Here is a 19673-nt window from a genome sequence, read left to right on the forward strand (position 1 = left end):
CTTTTGACGCATTGCGACTGGCCAGTTCTTTTTGTCAAAATACACAAGCCTATGACAAAAAAGAGAAATATCGCCAATCTCCTATTTTAGGAGCAGAGTAGAATCAAAAGCTGCAAGGGTTCAAGCGAAAATAAGTTGCTTCGCAACACAAAGAAGCGAGCATTTTTGCGACATCGGTGTTCGCAAGCGCCTTTTCATAATCTCCACCTATCGACGGATATTTTCAATCTCCACCAGGGCGCCCCGCTTACGGATCACCTGAGCGGAAACGGCAGCCCCCTGCGCCACCGCCTCAGCCATCGCCACACCCGAAAGGCGGGCCGACAGGAAACCGGCATTGAAACTGTCGCCCGCCGCCGTCGTATCCACGAGATCGGCAACCGGCACGGGATCGAATGTCAATGGCCCTTGCGTGGCGTCAAAGGCATGCACACGGCCCGCGCCATTCTTGACCACCACCGTTGCCGCACCTGCTTTCCGGTATCGGATAATCGTCGCCTCTGGTGTGGCATCGTCGAAATTCGGCCCATCCTCGTCAAAGGACGGCAGGACGATATCGGCAACCTTGGCCGCATGCGAAACCGCATCGCACATGCTGTCACGGTCCGGCCAAAGCCGGGCGCGCATATTAGGATCGAAAGCAATCAGGCTGCCGGCATCGCGTGCCTCTGCCAAAACCTCCAGCAATTGCTGGCGGCCCGCCGGGGACAGGATGGCGAGGGTAATGCCGGAAAACAGGATGAGATCGCGACCCCGTACGGCCTCTAAAAGGAACTGCCGATCGTCTGCCAGGCGCTTGGCGGCGGACTGGCCGCGCCAATAGCTGAAACTGCGCTCTCCATTGGCAAGCTCGATCATATAAAGCCCGACCGTCGCATCCTCCAGACGGCGCAAATGCCCTGTGCCTATACCCGCCGCTTGCATGAAGGTGAGCATGGCCTGCGAAATGCCATCGACGCCGATGGCCGAGCAGTAATCCACCACATCGTCAGCGCCCATAAGGCGGCGCAGATACCAGGCGGTGTTGAATGTATCGCCAGCGAAATTGCGATGATAGGCACCGTCTTCGCGGGGCGCCATTTCCACCATGCATTCGCCGATGGTCAAGATCCGTCTATTGCTCATATTATCCTGCCACCCTCATTCGGTCGCGAAATACTGGCCGTGGCTTTCGCGGATACGGCTGATGATCGACAGGATGCGTGACAGATGAACACGCATGTTGGCCGCGGCCCGGTCGCCATCACGTGCCTTCAACGCAGCCATGATCTCGATATGGTCGTCAATGGCGCTTTGCGCACCAAAAGCAAGGCTGAGATAGCGGATTCGGTCCATATGCGCCTTGCTGTCGCGGATCAGGGCCCAGGCGAATTCATGGCCCGACATCTTACAGATCTGCCGATGAAACTCGTCGTCCAACTCGTGAAACAGCATCTTGTTGCCAGCGTCCATGGCTTTGATCTGCCGCTGTACCAGGTCGTCCAGCGCCGCGATCTGCTCCTCGCTCAAACGCTCGGCGGCGGCCCGCACGGTTTCCATTTCCAGTGCCGTGCGGATGAAGCGGGCCTGCAAGACGCCGCGTTCGGAAATATGCGTCACCACGGTTGCCCGTTGCGGGCGGATCATCAGGAAGCCCTGCTGGGACAGGCGATAGAAGGCATCGCGCACCGGCTGGCGAGACACGCCCATCTGCTTGGCAACATCCACTTCCGATAATTTTGCGCCCGGCGGCAGCTCCAGTTCAACCACCTGCCGGTATAACAGCTCGAAGACCTGCTCGGTGACCGAAGGTTGCCGCTGAACGTCCAGCGTGCGCACATTGACCGTATCAATCATCCCACCCTCCTATTACCACCGCCATTGCCACTCCATTACGTCTTCGCCCCACCAGAGGCCGGAGATCACTCCCCGGACCGGATTGACACAATTTGCATACTAACATATTAGATTGACGGCGGAATGCAATTGCGTTTCGCCACCACTGTCATCGCCAAGGCCATCGATCAAAAGACGACGGCCAATGCAAGGGGCGGCAGTTGTTTTAAGCCATAATACGCCGTGTCGAAATCGGCTTGCGATATTATGCACTACTAGAATTACGGGGCGCACGCGGAGACCATGGCATTGCTTCATCCAGACAGGCTTTTTCCCCTTGATCCCACAGCACGCACGCTGACGCGCACGCTTTACGACACGGTCCGCGACCTGCCCATCGTCAGTCCGCATGGTCATACCGACCCGCGCTGGTTTGCGGAAAATGAAGCTTTTCCCGATCCGGCCCAGCTTTTTGTGGTGCCAGACCATTATGTGTTTCGCATGCTTTATTCCCAGGGTATCGACCTTACGGCGCTTGGCGTGCCGCGTGTCGATGGCGGCATGACGGAAACCGATGGCCGCAAGATCTGGCGGCTGTTTGCCGAAAACTTCCACCTGTTTCGCGCCACGCCCAGCCGCATGTGGCTGGAGCATGCCTTCGAAGACGTGTTCGGCCTCACGACCCGGCTGTCGGAGCAGACGGCGGACCAGACCTATGACCATATCGCCGAATGCCTGATAAAGCCGGAATTTCGCCCCCGCGCCCTGTTCGAACGCTTCAATATCGAAGTGATCGCCACCACGGAAAGCCCGCTGGACGAGTTGAAATGGCATGAGGCGATCCGCGCCTCCGGCTGGAACGGCCGCGTCGTCACCGCCTATCGGCCAGACCCGGTGGTCGATCCGCAGTTTGAAGGTTTTACCACCAATATCGAGCGGTTCGGGCAATTGGCTAATGTCGATGCCACCAGTTGGAGCGGCTATCTGGAGGCGCATCGCAACCGCCGCGCCTTCTTCAAAACCTACGGCGCCACCAGTTCCGACCACGGGCACCCCACGGCCCGCACCGAGGACCTGCCCCAGGATCAGGCCAAGGCGCTATTCGATAAGGCGCTGACCGGGCGGATCACCCCCGATGAGGCCGATGCCTTCCGTGGCCACATGCTGACGGAAATGGCCAGGATGAGCCTGGAAGACGGGCTGGTGCTGCAAATCCATCCCGGTTCCTACCGCAACCATTCCGCCGGCATCATGGCAAAACATGGCCGCGACAAGGGCTTCGATATCCCGACCCGCACCGATTACGTCAGGGCGCTTAAACCCCTGCTGGATGCGGTCGGCATGGAAAAGGATCTGACGGTCATTCTCTTCACGCTGGACGAAACTAGCTATTCGCGCGAACTGGCGCCGTTGGCAGGTGCCTATCCGGCCCTGAAGCTCGGCCCCGCCTGGTGGTTCTTCGATAGCCCTGATGGCATGCGCCGCTTCCGCGAGACCACCACAGAGACCGCCGGTTTCTACAATACCGTCGGCTTCAACGACGATACCCGCGCCTTCTGCTCCATCCCGGCCCGCCATGATGTGGCCCGGCGGGTGGATTGCGCCTATCTGGCCGAACTGGTGCTGACGGGCCGTCTGGAGGAGGACGAAGCCCAGGAACTGGCTAGCGATCTCGCCTATGGATTGGCGAAAAAGGCCTATCGGCTCTGATGAGGAGCAGCGGGTCCTAGCGTTTTTCAGGGAAAAGTGGATACCGATTTTCCCGAAAAGACAAACGAAAACAAAGGAAAGCGAGAGGTTTTCTGGTTCAGACCACGGTACACGCCCAAAGGGTTTATCGGCTTCGCCCCCCCTCATCCCCCTGCCGGGGACTTCTCCCCGCTGGGGAGAAGAGGCCAAGGCGATAGCAATCAGCCTTATTCTGATGTTGGAAAAGGGCTTTACTCGCTCTTTGCAGCACCAGAGAAAGCGCTGGGCGCTGCCGCCACCTTCTCCCCATCGGGGAGAAGGTGGCGGCAGCCGGATGAGGGGGGCGGCAAAGCCGCAAGACCTTTGCGTCGTGTCAAGACCTTTGCGTCGCGTCCTGTGGGTTCAGACTGAACCAGATAGCCTCGATGGAGGAGCAGCCAGCCATGGATACAGACTTTGTCAGGACCTTTCCGGTGGTCGAAGCCGGCCACGGGGTGACCCGCCAGGTTCTCTCCGACAGCCCAGACCTGATGGTGGTGAAATTCACCTTCGCCAAGGGTGCGGAGGGCCTGCGGCACCATCACCCGCATGTGCAATCCACCTATGTTCAGTCCGGCCGGTTCGAATTTTCCATCGGCGACGAGACGTTCACCGTCGGCCCCGGCGACAGTTTCGTTATTCCCTCCCTTGCCTTTCACGGCTGCCGGGCCATCGATCCCTGCGTGCTTATCGACACATTCACGCCCCGGCGTGACAATTTTCTTTGATATTTGAGGAGTAAAGCCATGCTGACCGTTGAAACCCGCCACGCTATCGACCCGCAGACCGCCAAAGGCTTCGACACCACGGCCCTGCGCAAGCATTTCCATGTCGGCGATATTTTTGCGGAGGGCGAAATCCGGCTGATCTATACCCATTACGACCGGATGATCGTCGGCGGTGCGGTGCCGGGCGGCTCTCCGCTGGTGCTGGACCATGTGAAGGAATGCGGCACCGCCTCCATTCTCGACCGGCGCGAACTTGTCGTCGTCAACATCGGCGGCACAGGCACGGTCGAGGCGGATGACACCTATGAAATGGGTAAGGGCGACATGCTCTATCTCGGCATGGGCGCGGGCAAGATCAGTTTTTCAGGTGCTGGCCGTTTCTACATTCTGTCGGCCCCGGCCCACCACACCTATCCCTCGCGCCTCATCAAGATTGAGGAAGCCGCCAATGTGACGCTCGGCTCGCAGGCAACCTCCAATGAGCGCACCATCTACCAGTTCGTGCATCCTGATGTGATGAAGGCCTGCCAACTGGTGGTCGGCATGACCAAGCTTGCCCCCGGCTCCGTCTGGAACACCATGCCTGCCCATGTCCATGACCGGCGCATGGAAGCCTATCTCTATTTCGACCTGCCGGAAGGCCAGCGCGCCTTCCATATGATGGGCGAGCCGGATGAGACCCGGCATCTGGTGCTGAAAAACGAGGAAGGTGCGATCTCGCCGCCCTGGTCGATCCATTCGGGCGCAGGCACCGCCAATTACACCTTCATCTGGGCGATGGCCGGTGACAATGTCGATTATAAGGATGTCGAAGTGGTGTCGATGGAGACGCTGAAGTGAGCGATCTGTTTTCCCTCAAGGGCAAGACGGCACTGGTGACAGGCGCCAATACCGGCATCGGCCAGGCCATTGCCCTGTCGCTGGCCGGGGCTGGCGCCAGCGTGATTTGCGCGGGCCGTTCGCCAGTGACGGAAACTGTCGAGCAGATCACCAATGCCGGTGGCAAGGCGTCCGGCCTCACCCTCGACCTGTCAGACCCGATGGCCGGCAGCGGCATTTTCGAAGATCTCGGCACGGTTGATATTCTCGTCAACAATGCCGGTATCATTCGCCGCGCCGATGCGGTGGATTTCACCGAGGCCGATTGGGACGCGGTGATGGATGTCAACCTGAAGGCGATGTTCTTCCTCTGCCAGGCCTTTGCCAAGGCCTTGTTTGCCCGCGAAGCGGGCGGCAAGATCGTCAATATTGCCTCGATGCTGTCCTTCCAGGGCGGTATCCGGGTGCCATCCTACACGGCGTCGAAAAGCGGTGTCGCCGGGCTGACCAAGCTGCTCGCCAATGAATGGGCGGCCAAGGGCATCAATGTCAACGCCATTGCCCCCGGCTATATCGAAACCAACAATACCGAGGCGCTGCGCAATGACGCGGCCCGCAACAAGGCCATTCTGGAGCGCATTCCGGCGGGTCGCTGGGGCGAGGCCGAAGACATTGGCGGCGCTGCGGTGTTTCTTTCCTCAAGGGCTGCCAAATATATCCATGGCGCCATTCTCAATGTCGATGGAGGCTGGCTTGCCCGCTGATATGTCCGCCAATCCGCAACGGCTGCACCGCCCCGATGGCACCAGACCGCAGACAGGTATCGTCCATCTCGGTCTTGGTGCCTTTTTCCGTGCCCATGGGGCGATCTATATCGAACAGGCCATGGAGAAATCCGGCGGGGACTGGGGCATCGTTGGCGTCAGCCTGATGCGGCCCGACCAGCGCGATTCGCTCGCCCCCCAGGATTTCGCCTATACCGCTGTTGAGCTTGGGTCAAACGGCGAAACGCCGCATATGATCGGCGTGATCAACGATGTGCTGGTGGCACGGGAAAACCCGACAGCCGTGATCGACGCGATGAGCGATCCGGCTGTCAGGATCGTCAGCCTGACGGTGACGGAAAAAGGCTATTGCCACGAACCCTCCACCGGTAAGCTGAACCGCAACCATCCCGACATCCAGCATGATCTGGCCCATCCGGAAGCTCCCCTCTCCGCCCTCGGCTTTCTGGTGCGGGCGTTGGAAAAACGTCATGCGGCGGGCCTGCGTCCCTTCACGGTGCTGTGCTGCGACAACCTGCCGGAAAACGGCAAGGTGGTGCGCGGCGTCGTGCTTGAGCTGGCCGGGCTGATCTCATCCGATCTTCAAGTCTGGATTGCCAGTGAAGGCGCTTTTCCCTCGACCATGGTGGACCGGATCGTGCCTGCCACCAAGCCCGAGGATATCAACCGGCTGGCGCAGATCACCGGCGTGCTGGATCTTTCCCCCGTCATGCATGAGCCTTTCCGGCAATGGGTGGTGGAAGACCATTTCGTTGATGGCGCAAGACCGGATCTCGGCAAGGTCGGCGTCGAGCTGGTCGAGGATGTGACGCCCTTCGAGCATATGAAACTGCGCTGCCTGAACGGCACCCATTCGTCGCTTGCCTATCTCGGCTATCTCGCCGGTCATGAAACCATTGCCCAGACGGTGGCCGATCCGGTCTTTGCCCGGTTTTGCAAAATGCTGTGGGACGCAGAAATCACCCCCGGCCTGAAAGCTCCACCGGGCGTGAGCCTTGGCGACTATACGCAGGCGCTGTTTGACCGTTACGCCAATCCCGCCATCCGCCACCGCACCTGGCAGATTGCCATGGACGGATCGCAAAAACTGCCGCAGCGGATTCTCGGCACCCTGACGGAGAACCTCGCGGCCAACCGGCCGATCAAGGGATTGGCTTTGGCCGTTGCCGCCTGGATGCGCTATGTTGGTGGCGTGGATGAAAAGGGCGACGCAATCGACGTCCGCGACCCGCTGGCCGCGCGGTTAAAAAACCTGAGCGATGGCGCTGCCGAGCCTGCCGACAAGGTGGCGGCCCTTTTGGCGGTGCGGGAGATTTTCCCTCAATCGCTTGCCGAAAACACGACCTTCCGCAACGCGCTGACCACGGCCTATCAAAGCCTCGCCGCCAAAGGTTCAAGACAAACAGTAAAGGACATGTCCGCATGAAAGAGAGCTGGCGTTGGTACGGCCCCTTTGACCGCATTACCCTGACCGAGGTCGCCCAGACCGGCGCCTCCGGCATCGTCAACGCGCTGCACGAAATACCCTATGGTGAAGTCTGGAGCAGGGATGCCATTGCGGCCCGCCGCGACGAGATCGCCAATAGCGGCTTGGGCCTGACCTGGAATGTGGTGGAAAGCCTGCCGATCCATGAGGATATCAAGCGCGGCGAAGGCGATCTTGAACGGCTATTTTCCAATTACCGCCAATCGATGAAGAATCTGGCGGATGCTGGTATCCACACGATCTGCTATAATTTCATGCCATTGCTCGACTGGACCCGCACCCAGCTGGATGCGCCGGTGGCGCGCGGCGGTACCGCCCTGCGGTTTTCCGAACCGCATATGGCCGCTTTCGAGATCCATATGCTGGAGCGCGACGGTGCTGAAAACGACTATTCGCCAGAGGTGCGTGAGGCCGCCAAGGCCTGGTTCGACGCCTCCAGCGAGGGCCTGCGGCAGAACCTGTTAAACAGCATCATGTCCGGCCTGCCCGGCGCGTTCGACCGCTACGACATAAGCGGGTTGCGCGAGGCGCTGAAGCGTTATCACGGCATCAGCCGCGATGAGATCCGCGCCAACTATGCCCGCTTCCTCGCCGAGGTCATCCCGACGGCGGAAGAGCTTGGTATGCGGTTTTGCGCGCATCCCGACGATCCGCCGCGTGATATTCTCGGCCTGCCGCGCATCGTCTCCTGCGAAGACGACATTGCCTGGATCATGGAACAGCAACCGGCTCATGCCAACGGCTTGACGCTGTGCGCGGGCTCGCTGGGGGCCAATCCGAAAAACGATGTTCCAGCCATTGCCGCACGCTTTGCCGAGCGCATCCATTTTGCCCATCTGCGCAATGTGGCCAAGGAGAAGGACGGTTCCTTTCAGGAGGCCGCGCATCTGGATGGCGATACCGACATGGTGACGCTGATTGCGGTGCTGATTGCCGAAGAGCGCCGCCGCAAGGCAGACGGTCGCGCCGATTTCGACATTCCCTTCCGGCCGGATCATGGCCACGAATTGCTTGACGATGTCAGCCGTGGCACCCATCCCGGCTATCCGCTGGTCGGGCGGCTGCGCGGGTTGGCGGAACTGCGCGGGGTCATTCGCGCCCTCTCTCACGGACATGTCCATTATGGCTGAAGGGACAGGGACAGTGCTGCTGCACCCGGATGACACCGTCGCCATCCTGACCAATCCCGCCCCGGCAGGCGCGCAGCCGCTTGGGTTTGGCCTGGCCCTTGATCATCCGGTAGCACGTGGCCACAAGATTGCCCGGCTGGATATGAATGCGGGTGGCAATATCATCAAGTTCGGACAGGTGATTGGCTATGCCAGCCGCCCGATCCGGGCGGGTGAGCATGTACATACCGACAACTGTTCCTTCGGCGCTCATGACCAGCAGTATGAGGTGGGTGCCGATTACCAGAAGGCGCTGGCCGCCATTCCCGTTGTGAAACCTGAGACATTCATGGGCTATCGCCGGGCGAATGGTCAGGCGGGAACGCGCAATTTCATCGCCATCTGCGCTACTGTTAACTGTTCCGCCACAGTCATCCGGCGCGCTGCCGATGACATCAACCGCTCTGGCATTCTCGACGATTACCCTGATATCGACGGGGTCGCCGCCTTTGCCCATGGCACTGGCTGCGGCATGGATGCGGGCGGCGAAGGGGCCGATATTCTGCAACGGGTGCTCTGGGGCTATGCCACCCATCCCAATGTCGGCGCTGCTGTTTTTGTCGGCCTGGGTTGCGAAGTCATGCAGCTCGCCCGGATGAAAATGCTCTATGGTGGTAATGACGAAAACCGGTTCTTCGGCCTGACCATCCAGGACAGTGGCGGCACCGCTGCGACCATCGCGCATCTGGTAGACCACATCAAATCCATCCTGCCCGTGGTCAATGCCATCAAGCGCCAGCCGATCCCGGCCTCAGAACTGAAACTGGCGCTGCAATGTGGCGGCTCGGACGGATTTTCCGGCATCACCGCCAATCCGGCGCTCGGCATCGCCTCCGACCTGCTGGTCGGCCTGGGCGGCACGGTGGTTCTCTCGGAAACCCCTGAGATCTACGGTGCTGAACAATTGCTGCTGCGCCGCGCCGCATCAAGCGAAATCGGCGAGAAGCTGATCGCCCGCATTCGCTGGTGGGAAGACTATACGAAAATGAACCGGGGCTCGATGGACAACAACCCCAGCCCTGGCAACAAACTGGGCGGACTGACCACCATTCTGGAAAAATCACTTGGCGCTTCCGCCAAAGCAGGCAGCACGCCGCTGACCGACGTGCTGAACTACGCAGAACGGATCGAAACCCCCGGCTTCGTCTTCATGGACACCCCCGGCTACGACCCGGTCTCTGCCACCGGCCAAATTGCTGGCGGCGCGCAGATGCTGGTGTTCACCACGGGCCGGGGCTCGGCCTTCGGCTCCAAGCCCACCCCCACCATCAAGCTTGCCACCAACAGCAAACTCTACGAGGACATGCCCGACGACATGGACCTCAACTGCGGCGACATCATCAGCGCCGGGATTTCGGTGGAGCAAAAAGGTCGGGAGATTCTCGATCTCGTGATGGCCTCAGCTTCAGGGCAGAAGACCAAGTCGGAGATTCTGGGGCTGGGGGATAATGAGTTTGTGCCTTGGCAGGTTGGGGCGGTGATGTGACGATTCAAAAAGCCGGGCGTTTCCACCCGGCTTTACATCTCTCAAACCTGCCAAATCTTACTTAATCATCGGCAGCAATTCACTCACCGACTTCTTCGCGTCACCATAGAACATCCGCGTATTTTCCTTATAAAACAGCGGGTTCTCGATGCCGGAATAGCCGGTGCCTTGGCCGCGTTTGGAGACGAACACCTGCTTGGCCTTCCACACCTGCAAGACAGGCATGCCAGCAATCGGGCTGTTGGGGTCTTCTTCGGCTGCCGGGTTGACGATGTCGTTGGAGCCGATGACGATGACGACGTCGGTGCTTGGGAAATCGTCGTTGATTTCGTCCATTTCCATGACGATATCATAGGGAACCTTGGCTTCGGCCAACAGCACGTTCATATGCCCCGGCAAACGGCCTGCGACCGGATGGATGGCAAAACGCACGTTTTTGCCAGCGTCACGCAGCTTGCGGGTGAGTTCCGACACCGCCTGCTGGGCCTGCGCCACCGCCATGCCGTAGCCGGGGACGATGATCACGCTTTCGGCCTCGTTCAGCGCATTGGCCACGCCTTCCGCATCAATAGCGATCTGTTCGCCCTCGATTTCCATGGCCGGACCGGTGGTGGTGCCGAAACCACCGAGAATGACCGAGATGAAGGACCGGTTCATCGCTTTGCACATGATATAAGACAGGATCGCACCGGAAGAGCCGACCAAGGCGCCGGTAACGATCAGCAGGTCATTGCCGAGCGTAAAGCCGATCGCCGCTGCCGCCCAGCCGGAATAGCTGTTGAGCATCGAGACCACCACCGGCATATCGGCACCGCCAATCCCCATGATCATGTGATAGCCGATGAAGAAGGCCAGCAGCGTCATCAGCACCAGCGCCCAGGCACCAGCGCCGTAGAAATAGGCGATCAACAGCAGGAAGGACAAGGCGGCGGCACCGGCGTTGAGCATATGCCCGCCGGGCAACTGCTTGGCCTTGCCATCGATCTTGCCAGCCAGCTTGCCGAAGGCAATGACCGAGCCTGTGAAGGTGACGGCACCGATAAAGACGCCGAGAAACACCTCGACCTTCATGATCGACAGTTCCACCGGCAGTTTATGGGCGAGAATAGCGGCAAAGCCGGTGAGTGCGGCCCGCGCCGTCTCGTCCAGCCGGGCAACATGGGCTTCTTCCAGATGGGTGTTATAGCCGATAAACACGGCGGCCAAACCGACAAAGCTATGCAGTGCCGCCACAAGCTGCGGCATTTCCGTCATCTGCACGCGGTTTGCCACGTAATAGCCAAGCACAGAGCCACCAGCGATCATCACCACAATGATGAACCAATGGCCAATGCCGGGGCCGAAAATCGTGGCGATGACCGCAAGGCCCATGCCGACAATGCCGTACCACACGGCCCGTTTGGCGCTTTCCTGGCCCGAAAGCCCACCCAGCGAGAGGATAAACAACACAGCGGCTGCAATATAGGCCGCAGAAACAATACCAATAGCCATAATAACGTCTTCCCCCTCAGGACTTCTGGAACATGGCGAGCATACGCCGTGTCACAAGGAAGCCGCCGACGATATTGATCGTCGCAATCAGCACGGACAGTGCAGCCAGTGTCACCACCAGCCAATTGCCGGAGCCGATCTGGAGCAATGCACCCAGAATGACGATGCCGGAAATCGCATTGGTCAGGGCCATCAGCGGCGTGTGCAGCGAATGGCTGACACCCCAGATGACCTGGAAACCAATGAAGCAGGCCAGAACGAACACAATGAAATGGCTCATGAAGCTGACCGGGGCAAACGCACCCACCAACAGCATCACCGCCGTGCCAATCGCCAGCAGCTTGACCTGATTGGCGGTCTGCGCCTTGAACTCGGCAGCTTCCTTGGCCCGCTTTTCATCATGGGTCAGTTCCTTGACCTTCTCCTTCGGCTTGGCAGCGGCAATCGCCTGCACCTTGGGCGGCGGTGGCGGATAGGTGATCGCGCCTTCAAAGGTCACGGTCGCACCCCTGATAACGTCGTCTTCCATGTTATGGACGAGTTTGCCATCCTTGGCCGGTGTCAGATCCGTCATCATATGGCGGATATTGGTGGAATAAAGCGTCGAGGACTGCGCCGCCATCCGGCTCGGAAAATCCGTGTAACCAATGACAATAACGCCATTGTCGGACACCACGCGCTGGTCGGCCACGGTCAGGTCGCAATTGCCGCCGCGTTCAGCCGCCAGATCGATAATGACAGAGCCGGGCTTCATGGAGGCCACCATATCGGCCAGCCACAGCTTTGGTGCATCCCGGCCTGGGATCAGCGCCGTGGTGATGACGATATCGATATCGGGGGCCAGCTCGCGGAATTTCGCCAATTGTTTTTCGCGGAATTCCGGCGAGGACGGTGCAGCATAACCACCGGTCGCGGCCCCATCCTGGCTGGCTTCGAATTCGAGATAGACGAACTGCGCGCCCATGCTCTCAATCTGCTCGGCCACTTCAGGGCGAACGTCGAACGCATAGACGATGGCACCGAGCGAGGTTGCCGTACCGATGGCAGCAAGACCGGCGACACCGGCACCGATGATCAGCACCTTGGCTGGCGGAACCTTGCCCGCAGCCGTGACCTGACCGGTGAAGAACCGGCCAAAATTATTGCCCGCCTCAATGACAGCGCGATAACCGGCAATATTGGCCATGGAGGACAGCGCGTCCATTTTCTGGGCGCGCGAGATACGCGGCACCATGTCCATGGCGATAACATTGGCACCCTTGGTCTTGGCTTCTTCCAGAAGCGCGGCATTCTGCGCGGGATAAAAGAAGGAGATCAGGGTTTTGCCTGGCGCGAGCTTTTCCACTTCAGAGGATTCCGGCGGACGAACCTTGGCAATCACATCCGCCTGCGCGTAAAGCGCCTCTGCGCTGTCGGCAACCGTGACGCCCGCTTTGCGGTAGGCATCGTCGGAAAAACCCGCCGCCTTGCCAGCACCCGTCTCGATCAGGCAGGCATAGCCAAGTTTCTGCAATTGTTGTGCGCTGTCGGGCGTCATCGCAACGCGCGCTTCGCCAGCATATAATTCTTTTGGTGAGCCTATTGTCAAACTCATGGAAACCTCCTGACCCTCGATACGAGGGAACCGCACCAGCTTATAGCCTCCGCGCCCCCCCGTCCCCGTGACATGATGACCTCATGCCTGCGGCATTTAAGGGAGGTCGCGATTGCAAAACAAGCCTTTGTTAACGCTTTCGGTACGTTCGACTATCGATAAACACGGCTTTGCCGACAAACCGGCAAAACCACCAGTGTCTGGCCGACCTGTGTACAACCGCCACCTCTTGAAAAGGTGACAGTTGTTCCAAAACGATCCTGCTACAGACCAGAAGATACCAGAAAAGAACAGGTCTCAGCGCGTGGTGAACTCCTGAAGGACGAGATCCTGAAGACGGGCGGCCAGCGTCGACATATGACGGTTTTTCATGCTGATCATATGGTACGGCAGAACGATAATCGGTCGCCGGATCTTCAGGCAGCACAGCCCGGCCCCTGTCGTCTGCCGACAGAGCAGGTCGGATACTTCCCGCGACAGCGGCGTGATCGCATTGGACGCAGCAATCATCGCAATCATCACCAGCAGCGAGGTGGTGTTGACAACATCGACCGGCAGCGTTGTTCCTGCATCGATGAAGGCGTTTTCAACGGCCTGGCGCACCGGGGCGCCCGGCCCCTGCATGACCCAGGGAAAATGCAGCAGGTCGGTCATGCCAAGATCACTCGCATTCGCCAGGGGATGGCTCTGGTGGACGATCAGGTCCACTTCCTCGGTGCGGGCATGACGAATATGGAATTGGCGGGCATCGACACCAACCGGGATCCGCCCCAGCACAAAATCGAACTGTCCCGAAACCAGATTGGAGATCAGCGTACCGCTCGGGGCCACATCCACATAAATATCGGCAGTGCGGGCTTCTGCCTTCAGCGTGCTGATGGCAGGCACGATATAGCCGAGCGCCCCACCCGTTACCGCACCGACACTGACCGTGCCGGATGCGCCGCGCTTGATTGCGTCCACCTCGCGCATCGCCTCGCGCATTTCCTGAAGCAGGATTTCAGAGCGCCGCACCAGGGCCGCCCCCACTTCTGTCGCCTCCATACCCTTGGGCGTGCGCAGGAATACCGCCGCGCCGACGATCCGCTCGATCTCGGCCAGCATACGCGACGCCGCAGGCTGGGTCATCGAGACCTGGCCTGCCGCCAGGCTCAATTGTCCAAGCTCGCCAATCGCCTTGATGAGCGTGAAATGCTTCGGCTGGAGCCGGTTTGCCAGTGTATTATTCATAAAGCGTATATCAGGATTGATATGTGGAATGTCAAATAAATCATTTGAATGACATACCCGGACAGATAAGAGTCCCGCATGGATCGTGTAGTGCTTATAAAGCCTATCGGATTCTTTGCGGCGAACAGAAGGAGCTGGGGCCGCTTCTGCATGACGTGCCAGACCGGAAACGGATTACGCGCCAGATCATGTAGCGGATTGATATGGAAACCAAGGGAGGTTCCTCGTGAAGACACTCGTAAAACTTTTTGCGTCCATCGCTTTGGGCGCAGCTGTCATGTCGTCGTCTGTTTTTGCAGCCGACAAGGGCACTGTTGGCATTGCCATGCCGACCAAGTCTTCGGCCCGTTGGATCGATGACGGCAACAACATCGTCAAGCAGCTCAAGGAAGCCGGCTACACCACCGACCTTCAGTATGCTGACGACGATATCCCGAACCAGCTCTCGCAGATCGAGAACATGGTCACCAAGGGTGCCAAGGTTCTGGTCGTCGCCGCCATCGACGGCACGACACTGTCCGACGTGCTGAAGCAGGCCCATGATGCTGGCATCAAGGTCATTGCTTATGACCGTCTGATCCGCGACAGCGCCAATGTCGATTACTACGCAACCTTCGACAACTTCCAGGTCGGCGTCTTGCAGGCTGGCACGCTCGTTGACGGCCTCGGCCTCAAGGACGGCAAAGGCCCGTTCAACATCGAGCTGTTCGGCGGTTCGCCTGACGACAACAACGCCTTCTTTTTCTACAATGGCGCAATGTCGGTTCTCCAGCCTTACATCGACAGCGGCAAGCTCGTCGTGAAGTCCGGCCAGACCGGCATGGACAAGGTCGGTACGCTGCGTTGGGATGGTGCCGTTGCCCAGGCCCGTATGGATAACCTGCTGTCGGCCTATTACACCGACGCCAAGGTCAATGCCGTCCTGTCTCCCTATGACGGCATCTCCATCGGCATCATTTCGTCGCTGAAGGGCGTTGGCTACGGTTCCAAGGACCAGCCGCTGCCGTTCATCTCCGGTCAGGATGCTGAAGTGCCTTCGGTCAAGTCGATCATTGCCGGTGAGCAGTATTCGACGATCTTCAAGGACACCCGCGATCTCGCCAAGGTGACCGTTTCCATGGTCAACGCGCTGATGGAAGGCAAGACGCCTGAAGTCAACGACACCAAGACCTACGACAACGGCGTCAAGGTGGTTCCGGCTTACCTGCTGAAGCCAGTTGCCGTTACCAAGACCAACTACGAAAAGGTCCTGGTTGAAGGCGGCTACTATAAGGCCGATCAGCTGAAGTAACAAAAAGCGGCCGGAACTTTTCAAGCAAAAGTTCCGGCTTCCTTTTTATTGTTGCCTGCCTGCGCATTCCTACTGTGGCTTTGGCCTATTGTGGATTTGGGCGGCCGTGGCTCTGGAACGATATTATGGACAATACCATCCTCGAAATGCGGAACATCACCAAGACGTTCCCGGGCGTGAAAGCGCTTGAGAATGTGAACCTCAAGGTTCGCCGTGGTGAAATCCATGCGTTGGTGGGCGAGAACGGGGCCGGAAAATCGACCCTGATGAAAGTTCTCTCCGGCGTTTATCCCGCAGGGACCTATGATGGCGACATCGTCTATGACGGCGAAGTGCGCAATTTCAAGGTCATCAAGAATAGCGAAGAAATCGGCATCATCATCATCCACCAGGAACTGGCTTTGGTTCCGCAGCTGTCGATTGCCGAAAACATCTTCCTTGGCAATGAAATTGCCAGCAACGGCGTCATCAGCTGGGAAGAAACCTTCAGCCGCACCAAGAAGCTCCTCGCCAAGGTTGGCTTGAAGGAGCAGCCATCAACGCTGGTGACGGATATCGGCGTCGGCAAGCAGCAGCTGGCGGAAATTGCCAAGGCTTTGTCAAAAAGCGTCAAGCTTTTGATCCTCGATGAGCCGACCGCCTCGCTCAACGAAACCGACAGCGATGCTCTTCTCAATCTGCTGATCGAGTTCCGCGAACAGGGCATCACCTCGATCATCATCACCCATAAGCTGAACGAAGTGCGCAAGGTGGCCGACCAGATCACCGTGCTGCGCGACGGTATGACGGTCAAGACATTGAACTGTCATGAGGAAGAAGTCAGCGAAGACGTCATCATCCGCAACATGGTCGGCCGCGATCTCGAAGACCGCTACCCGCCACGTGACGTGACGATTGGCGAGACCGTTCTTGAGGTTAAAAACTGGAACGCCTTCCACCATCAGCACCGGGATCGTCAGGTTCTGCATGACATCAATGTGTCGGTGAAACGCGGTGAAGTCGTTGGCATTGCAGGGCTGATGGGCGCTGGACGCACAGAATTTGCCATGAGCGTGTTTGGCAAAGCCTATGGCCACAAGATCAGCGGTGATGTTCTGATCGACGGCAAGCCGGTCGATGTTTCGACCGTGCGCAAGGCCATCGACGCTGGCCTCGCCTATGTCACCGAAGACCGCAAGCATCTCGGCCTGGTTCTGGCCGAAACGATCCTGCACAATACCACGCTTGCCAATCTGCCCGGCGTGTCCAAGGCCACCGTCATCAACGATATCAGGGAAATCAAGGTTGCCACTGATTATCGTTCGAAGCTGCGCATCCGTTCGCACGGGATCTACCAGGAAACCATCAATTTGTCGGGCGGCAACCAGCAGAAGGTGGTTTTGTCGAAATGGCTGTTTTCCAACCCGGAAGTGCTCATTCTCGATGAGCCAACCCGTGGTATCGACGTTGGCGCGAAATACGAAATCTACAGCATCATCAACCAGCTTGCAGCCGACGGAAAAGGCGTTCTGATGATTTCATCGGAAATGCCCGAACTGCTTGGCACCTGCGATCGCATCTACGTCATGAATGAAGGACGCATGGTGGCCGAGCTCTCGAAAGAAGAGGCAAGCCAGGAAAGCATCATGCGCGCTATCATGCGCTCAGGGGAGAAGAAATAATGAGTTCCGTCAACCCTTCCACGGAAGAACAGAACGTGGTGTCGGTCGCCTCCTATATTCGCGCCAATATCCGCGAATATGGCATGTTGATCGCGCTCGTCGCCATCATGGTGTTTTTCCAGTTCTACACGGGCGGCATTCTCTTCAAGCCGGTCAACCTGACCAATCTGGTTTTGCAGAATTCCTTCATCATCATCATGGCGCTTGGCATGCTGCTGGTGATCGTCGCCGGACATATCGATCTGTCGGTCGGCTCCATCGTCGGCTTCATCGGCGCCATTGCCGCCATCCTGACCGTGCAATGGGGCCTTGGCTTCCTGCCAACGGTTTTGATCTGTTTGGTGATTGGCGGTGTGATCGGTGCGGCACAAGGCTATTGGGTCGCCTATCACCGCATTCCGTCCTTCATCGTCACGCTGGCTGGCATGCTGGTGTTTCGTGGCCTGACGCTGTTCGTGCTTGGTGGCCGTAACATCGGTCCTTTCCCCAAGGAATTCCAGCTGATCAGCACCGGCTTCCTCCCGGATCTGTTCGACATGGGTGACATCCATTCGACATCGATTATCCTGACCGTGATCGGTGCCGTCGCGCTGTTCGTGCTTGCCTGGCGCCGCCGGCAAGTCAATGTCGCCCATGGCATCGATGTCGAACCGTTCGGCTTCTTCGTCGCACAGAACCTGATCGTTTCGGGTGCTGTGTTGCTGCTCGGCTACTTGCTGTCAACCTATCGCGGCATGCCGAACGTACTGGTCGTCATGCTCGTGCTGATCATGCTCTATTCCTTCGTCACCCGCCGCACCACCATTGGTCGCCGGATCTACGCCATGGGCGGCAATGAAAAGGCCACCAAGCTGTCGGGTATCAATACCGAGCGGCTGAGCTTCCTGACTTTCGTCAACATGGGCGTTCTCGCGGGCCTCGCCGGCATGATCGTTGCGGCGCGCCTCAATTCCGCAACGCCGAAAGCGGGTAGCGGCTTCGAGCTTGACGTCATCGCGGCCTGCTTTATCGGCGGCGCCTCGGCCTCGGGCGGCGTCGGCAAGATTACCGGCGCGGTCATCGGCGCCTTCATCATGGGCGTGATGAACAACGGCATGTCGATCATCGGTCTCGGCATCGACTTCCAGCAGATGGTCAAGGGCCTGGTGCTGCTCGCCGCCGTGTTCTTCGACGTCTATAACAAGAATAAAGCAGCCTGACACTTTTGGGCCGGAAGCACTCAACCGTTTCCGGCCCAAACCCCATGACGTGCAGCAATCCCGGGAATAATGTGAAGCGGCGTTCCTGCCGATTGCATGAGAGTAAAACCAGAGACCGTTTCAACGCCTCCGTTGCCATATGAAACGCTCCATGAAATGTTCCAAGGACACTGAACAATGTATCTTTCACAGTTGAAGGCTGGCGGAGTGATCTGCCGGCAGGGTGAAACCGCGCGCCTCGTGCCAGGATTTTCCTCCACCTACGATCTCGCCAAGGCGGCAATTGCAGCCAAGGTGTCGATCGCCGATCTCATCGCCAAACAAGGCGCAGGCGACACCGTCGATCTCACCGCCCTTGCCGCCAGTGGCAAGCTGGATTGCCCGGTGCGTCATCCCGATGCCGCCCATATGTTCCTGACCGGCACCGGCCTGACCCATACCGGTTCGGCATCGGCCCGTGACAGCATGCATGCCGACACGGCAGGCATGAGCGATTCGATGAAAATGTTCCGTATGGGCCTTGAAGGCGGCAAGCCCAAGGCTGGTGAGTGGGGCGTTCAGCCGGAATGGTTCTACAAAGGCACCGGCGTCAATGCCATCGCTCCCGGCGACGGCCTGGAATCGCCCTCCTTTGCGCTTGACGGCGGCGAAGAACCGGAAATTGCGGGATTTTATGTTATCGATAACGATGGCACACCAGTTCGTCTCGGCTTTTCGCTCGCCAACGAGTTTTCCGACCACGTGACCGAAAAGATCAACTATCTCTATCTCGCCCATTCCAAGCTGCGCCCGGCCTCTTTTGGCCCGGAACTGCTGGTCGGCGACCTTCCGGCCAACGTTACCGGCGCATCGAAAATCCTGCGGGATGGCAAGACCGTCTGGGAAAAGCCGTTCCTGTCGGGTGAGGACAACATGTCCCACACCATCGCCAATCTGGAATATCACCATTTCAAATACGGGTTATTCTGCCAGCCGGGCGACCTGCATGTGCATATGTTCGGCACAGCGACGCTGTCCTTTGCCGATGGCTTCAAGACCGTCCCCGGCGACGTGTTCGAAGTCAGCGCCAGCCAGTTCGGCCTGCCGCTGCAGAACCCGCTGGTGGTCGCGGCGGAAACCCCCTTTGCCGTCAAGACGCTTTGATGCCGGTCCATCCGGCATCGACATTGCCTGAATGAATCAAACAGCGGT

At 58.8% G+C, this 19673-nt stretch carries 16 protein-coding genes; 11 read left to right on the forward strand and 5 right to left on the reverse strand.

Annotation, left to right across the window (positions count from 1 at the left end; translation table 11 throughout):
- Positions 1–207: 207 nt before the first annotated feature.
- On the reverse strand, positions 208–1125 hold the full coding sequence (locus FS819_RS13390; protein WP_156551114.1) for a sugar kinase: 918 nt from the start codon (positions 1123–1125) through the stop codon (positions 208–210).
- Between the two features lie 15 nt (positions 1126–1140).
- Positions 1141–1836 (reverse strand): GntR family transcriptional regulator, encoded by a 696-nt coding sequence (locus FS819_RS13395; RefSeq protein ID WP_156551115.1) that lies wholly within the window; start codon positions 1834–1836, stop codon positions 1141–1143.
- Positions 1837–2118: 282 nt separating this feature from the next.
- Here FS819_RS13395 and uxaC point away from each other — a divergent pair, with 282 nt between their 5' ends.
- From uxaC to FS819_RS13430, 7 genes are all read left to right on the forward strand, one after another.
- Positions 2119–3525, forward strand: a complete 1407-nt coding sequence (uxaC, locus tag FS819_RS13400; protein ID WP_156551117.1) for a glucuronate isomerase — start codon at positions 2119–2121, stop codon at positions 3523–3525.
- 422 nt (positions 3526–3947) lie between these two features.
- Entirely contained in the window at positions 3948–4271 is a 324-nt protein-coding gene (locus FS819_RS13405; RefSeq protein WP_197434186.1) for a cupin domain-containing protein, read from the forward strand.
- Positions 4272–4289: 18 nt separating this feature from the next.
- Positions 4290–5111 (forward strand): 5-dehydro-4-deoxy-D-glucuronate isomerase, encoded by an 822-nt coding sequence (kduI, locus tag FS819_RS13410; RefSeq protein WP_156551121.1) that lies wholly within the window; start codon positions 4290–4292, stop codon positions 5109–5111.
- Positions 5108–5854, forward strand: coding sequence for a 2-dehydro-3-deoxy-D-gluconate 5-dehydrogenase KduD (kduD, locus tag FS819_RS13415; protein ID WP_234624496.1), 747 nt, complete (start codon positions 5108–5110; stop codon positions 5852–5854). Before kduI ends, kduD begins: the two co-directional genes overlap by 4 nt.
- Positions 5832–7301, forward strand: a complete 1470-nt coding sequence (locus FS819_RS13420; RefSeq protein WP_156551169.1) for a mannitol dehydrogenase family protein — start codon at positions 5832–5834, stop codon at positions 7299–7301. Before kduD ends, FS819_RS13420 begins: the two co-directional genes overlap by 23 nt.
- Positions 7298–8491: a mannonate dehydratase gene (uxuA, locus tag FS819_RS13425; RefSeq protein WP_156551122.1), complete on the forward strand. Its 1194-nt coding sequence runs from the start codon at positions 7298–7300 to the stop codon at positions 8489–8491. The genes FS819_RS13420 and uxuA overlap by 4 nt, the downstream gene beginning before the upstream one ends.
- On the forward strand, positions 8484–10016 hold the full coding sequence (locus FS819_RS13430) for a UxaA family hydrolase (RefSeq protein ID WP_156551124.1): 1533 nt from the start codon (positions 8484–8486) through the stop codon (positions 10014–10016). Before uxuA ends, FS819_RS13430 begins: the two co-directional genes overlap by 8 nt.
- 57 nt (positions 10017–10073) lie before the next feature.
- Here FS819_RS13430 and FS819_RS13435 read toward each other — a convergent pair whose 3' ends face one another.
- The 3 genes from FS819_RS13435 to FS819_RS13445 all read right to left on the reverse strand — a co-directional run bounded on the left by FS819_RS13435 (position 10074) and on the right by FS819_RS13445 (position 14331).
- The gene (locus FS819_RS13435) at positions 10074–11507 is read right to left on the reverse strand and encodes an NAD(P)(+) transhydrogenase (Re/Si-specific) subunit beta (RefSeq protein WP_156551125.1); all 1434 of its coding nucleotides are present in this window, start codon (positions 11505–11507) and stop codon (positions 10074–10076) included.
- A 16-nt stretch (positions 11508–11523) separates the two neighbouring features.
- A complete protein-coding gene (locus FS819_RS13440; protein WP_156551170.1) occupies positions 11524–13095 on the reverse strand; it encodes a Re/Si-specific NAD(P)(+) transhydrogenase subunit alpha in 1572 nt (523 codons plus the stop codon).
- A gap of 303 nt (positions 13096–13398) precedes the next feature.
- Positions 13399–14331, reverse strand: a complete 933-nt coding sequence (locus tag FS819_RS13445) for a LysR family transcriptional regulator (RefSeq protein WP_156551127.1) — start codon at positions 14329–14331, stop codon at positions 13399–13401.
- A gap of 277 nt (positions 14332–14608) precedes the next feature.
- Here FS819_RS13445 and chvE point away from each other — a divergent pair, with 277 nt between their 5' ends.
- From chvE to araD1, 4 genes are all read left to right on the forward strand, one after another.
- The gene (gene chvE, locus FS819_RS13450; RefSeq protein ID WP_156536035.1) at positions 14609–15622 is read left to right on the forward strand and encodes a multiple monosaccharide ABC transporter substrate-binding protein; all 1014 of its coding nucleotides are present in this window, start codon (positions 14609–14611) and stop codon (positions 15620–15622) included.
- Positions 15623–15747: 125 nt separating this feature from the next.
- Positions 15748–17283 (forward strand): multiple monosaccharide ABC transporter ATP-binding protein, encoded by a 1536-nt coding sequence (mmsA, locus tag FS819_RS13455; RefSeq protein ID WP_156551129.1) that lies wholly within the window; start codon positions 15748–15750, stop codon positions 17281–17283.
- Complete coding sequence (gene mmsB, locus FS819_RS13460; RefSeq protein WP_015917232.1) at positions 17283–18482, forward strand: multiple monosaccharide ABC transporter permease; 1200 nt, start codon at positions 17283–17285, stop codon at positions 18480–18482. The genes mmsA and mmsB overlap by 1 nt, the downstream gene beginning before the upstream one ends.
- A gap of 177 nt (positions 18483–18659) precedes the next feature.
- On the forward strand, positions 18660–19625 hold the full coding sequence (gene araD1 / locus FS819_RS13465) for an AraD1 family protein (protein WP_070166930.1): 966 nt from the start codon (positions 18660–18662) through the stop codon (positions 19623–19625).
- The last annotated feature ends 48 nt before the right edge of the window (positions 19626–19673 follow it).

Source organism: Allorhizobium sp. Av2, assembly GCF_021462805.2.
Lineage (GTDB): Bacteria > Pseudomonadota > Alphaproteobacteria > Rhizobiales > Rhizobiaceae > Allorhizobium > Allorhizobium vitis_G.

Bases quoted from the DNA above. Each gene is read 5' to 3' on its own strand.
- mmsB (WP_015917232.1), top strand. From the start codon at position 17,283: ATGAGTTCCGTCAACCCTTCCACGGAAGAACAGAACGTGGTGTCGGTC.
- uxaC (WP_156551117.1), top strand. From the start codon at position 2,119: ATGGCATTGCTTCATCCAGACAGGCTTTTTCCCCTTGATCCCACAGCA.
- FS819_RS13420 (WP_156551169.1), top strand. From the start codon at position 5,832: ATGGAGGCTGGCTTGCCCGCTGATATGTCCGCCAATCCGCAACGGCTG.
- mmsA (WP_156551129.1), top strand. From the start codon at position 15,748: ATGGACAATACCATCCTCGAAATGCGGAACATCACCAAGACGTTCCCG.
- FS819_RS13430 (WP_156551124.1), top strand. From the start codon at position 8,484: ATGGCTGAAGGGACAGGGACAGTGCTGCTGCACCCGGATGACACCGTC.
- FS819_RS13405 (WP_197434186.1), top strand. From the start codon at position 3,948: ATGGATACAGACTTTGTCAGGACCTTTCCGGTGGTCGAAGCCGGCCAC.
- FS819_RS13390 (WP_156551114.1), bottom strand. From the start codon at position 1,125: ATGAGCAATAGACGGATCTTGACCATCGGCGAATGCATGGTGGAAATG.
- FS819_RS13445 (WP_156551127.1), bottom strand. From the start codon at position 14,331: ATGAATAATACACTGGCAAACCGGCTCCAGCCGAAGCATTTCACGCTC.
- uxuA (WP_156551122.1), top strand. From the start codon at position 7,298: ATGAAAGAGAGCTGGCGTTGGTACGGCCCCTTTGACCGCATTACCCTG.
- FS819_RS13395 (WP_156551115.1), bottom strand. From the start codon at position 1,836: ATGATTGATACGGTCAATGTGCGCACGCTGGACGTTCAGCGGCAACCT.
- kduI (WP_156551121.1), top strand. From the start codon at position 4,290: ATGCTGACCGTTGAAACCCGCCACGCTATCGACCCGCAGACCGCCAAA.
- chvE (WP_156536035.1), top strand. From the start codon at position 14,609: ATGTCGTCGTCTGTTTTTGCAGCCGACAAGGGCACTGTTGGCATTGCC.
- FS819_RS13435 (WP_156551125.1), bottom strand. From the start codon at position 11,507: ATGGCTATTGGTATTGTTTCTGCGGCCTATATTGCAGCCGCTGTGTTG.
- araD1 (WP_070166930.1), top strand. From the start codon at position 18,660: ATGTATCTTTCACAGTTGAAGGCTGGCGGAGTGATCTGCCGGCAGGGT.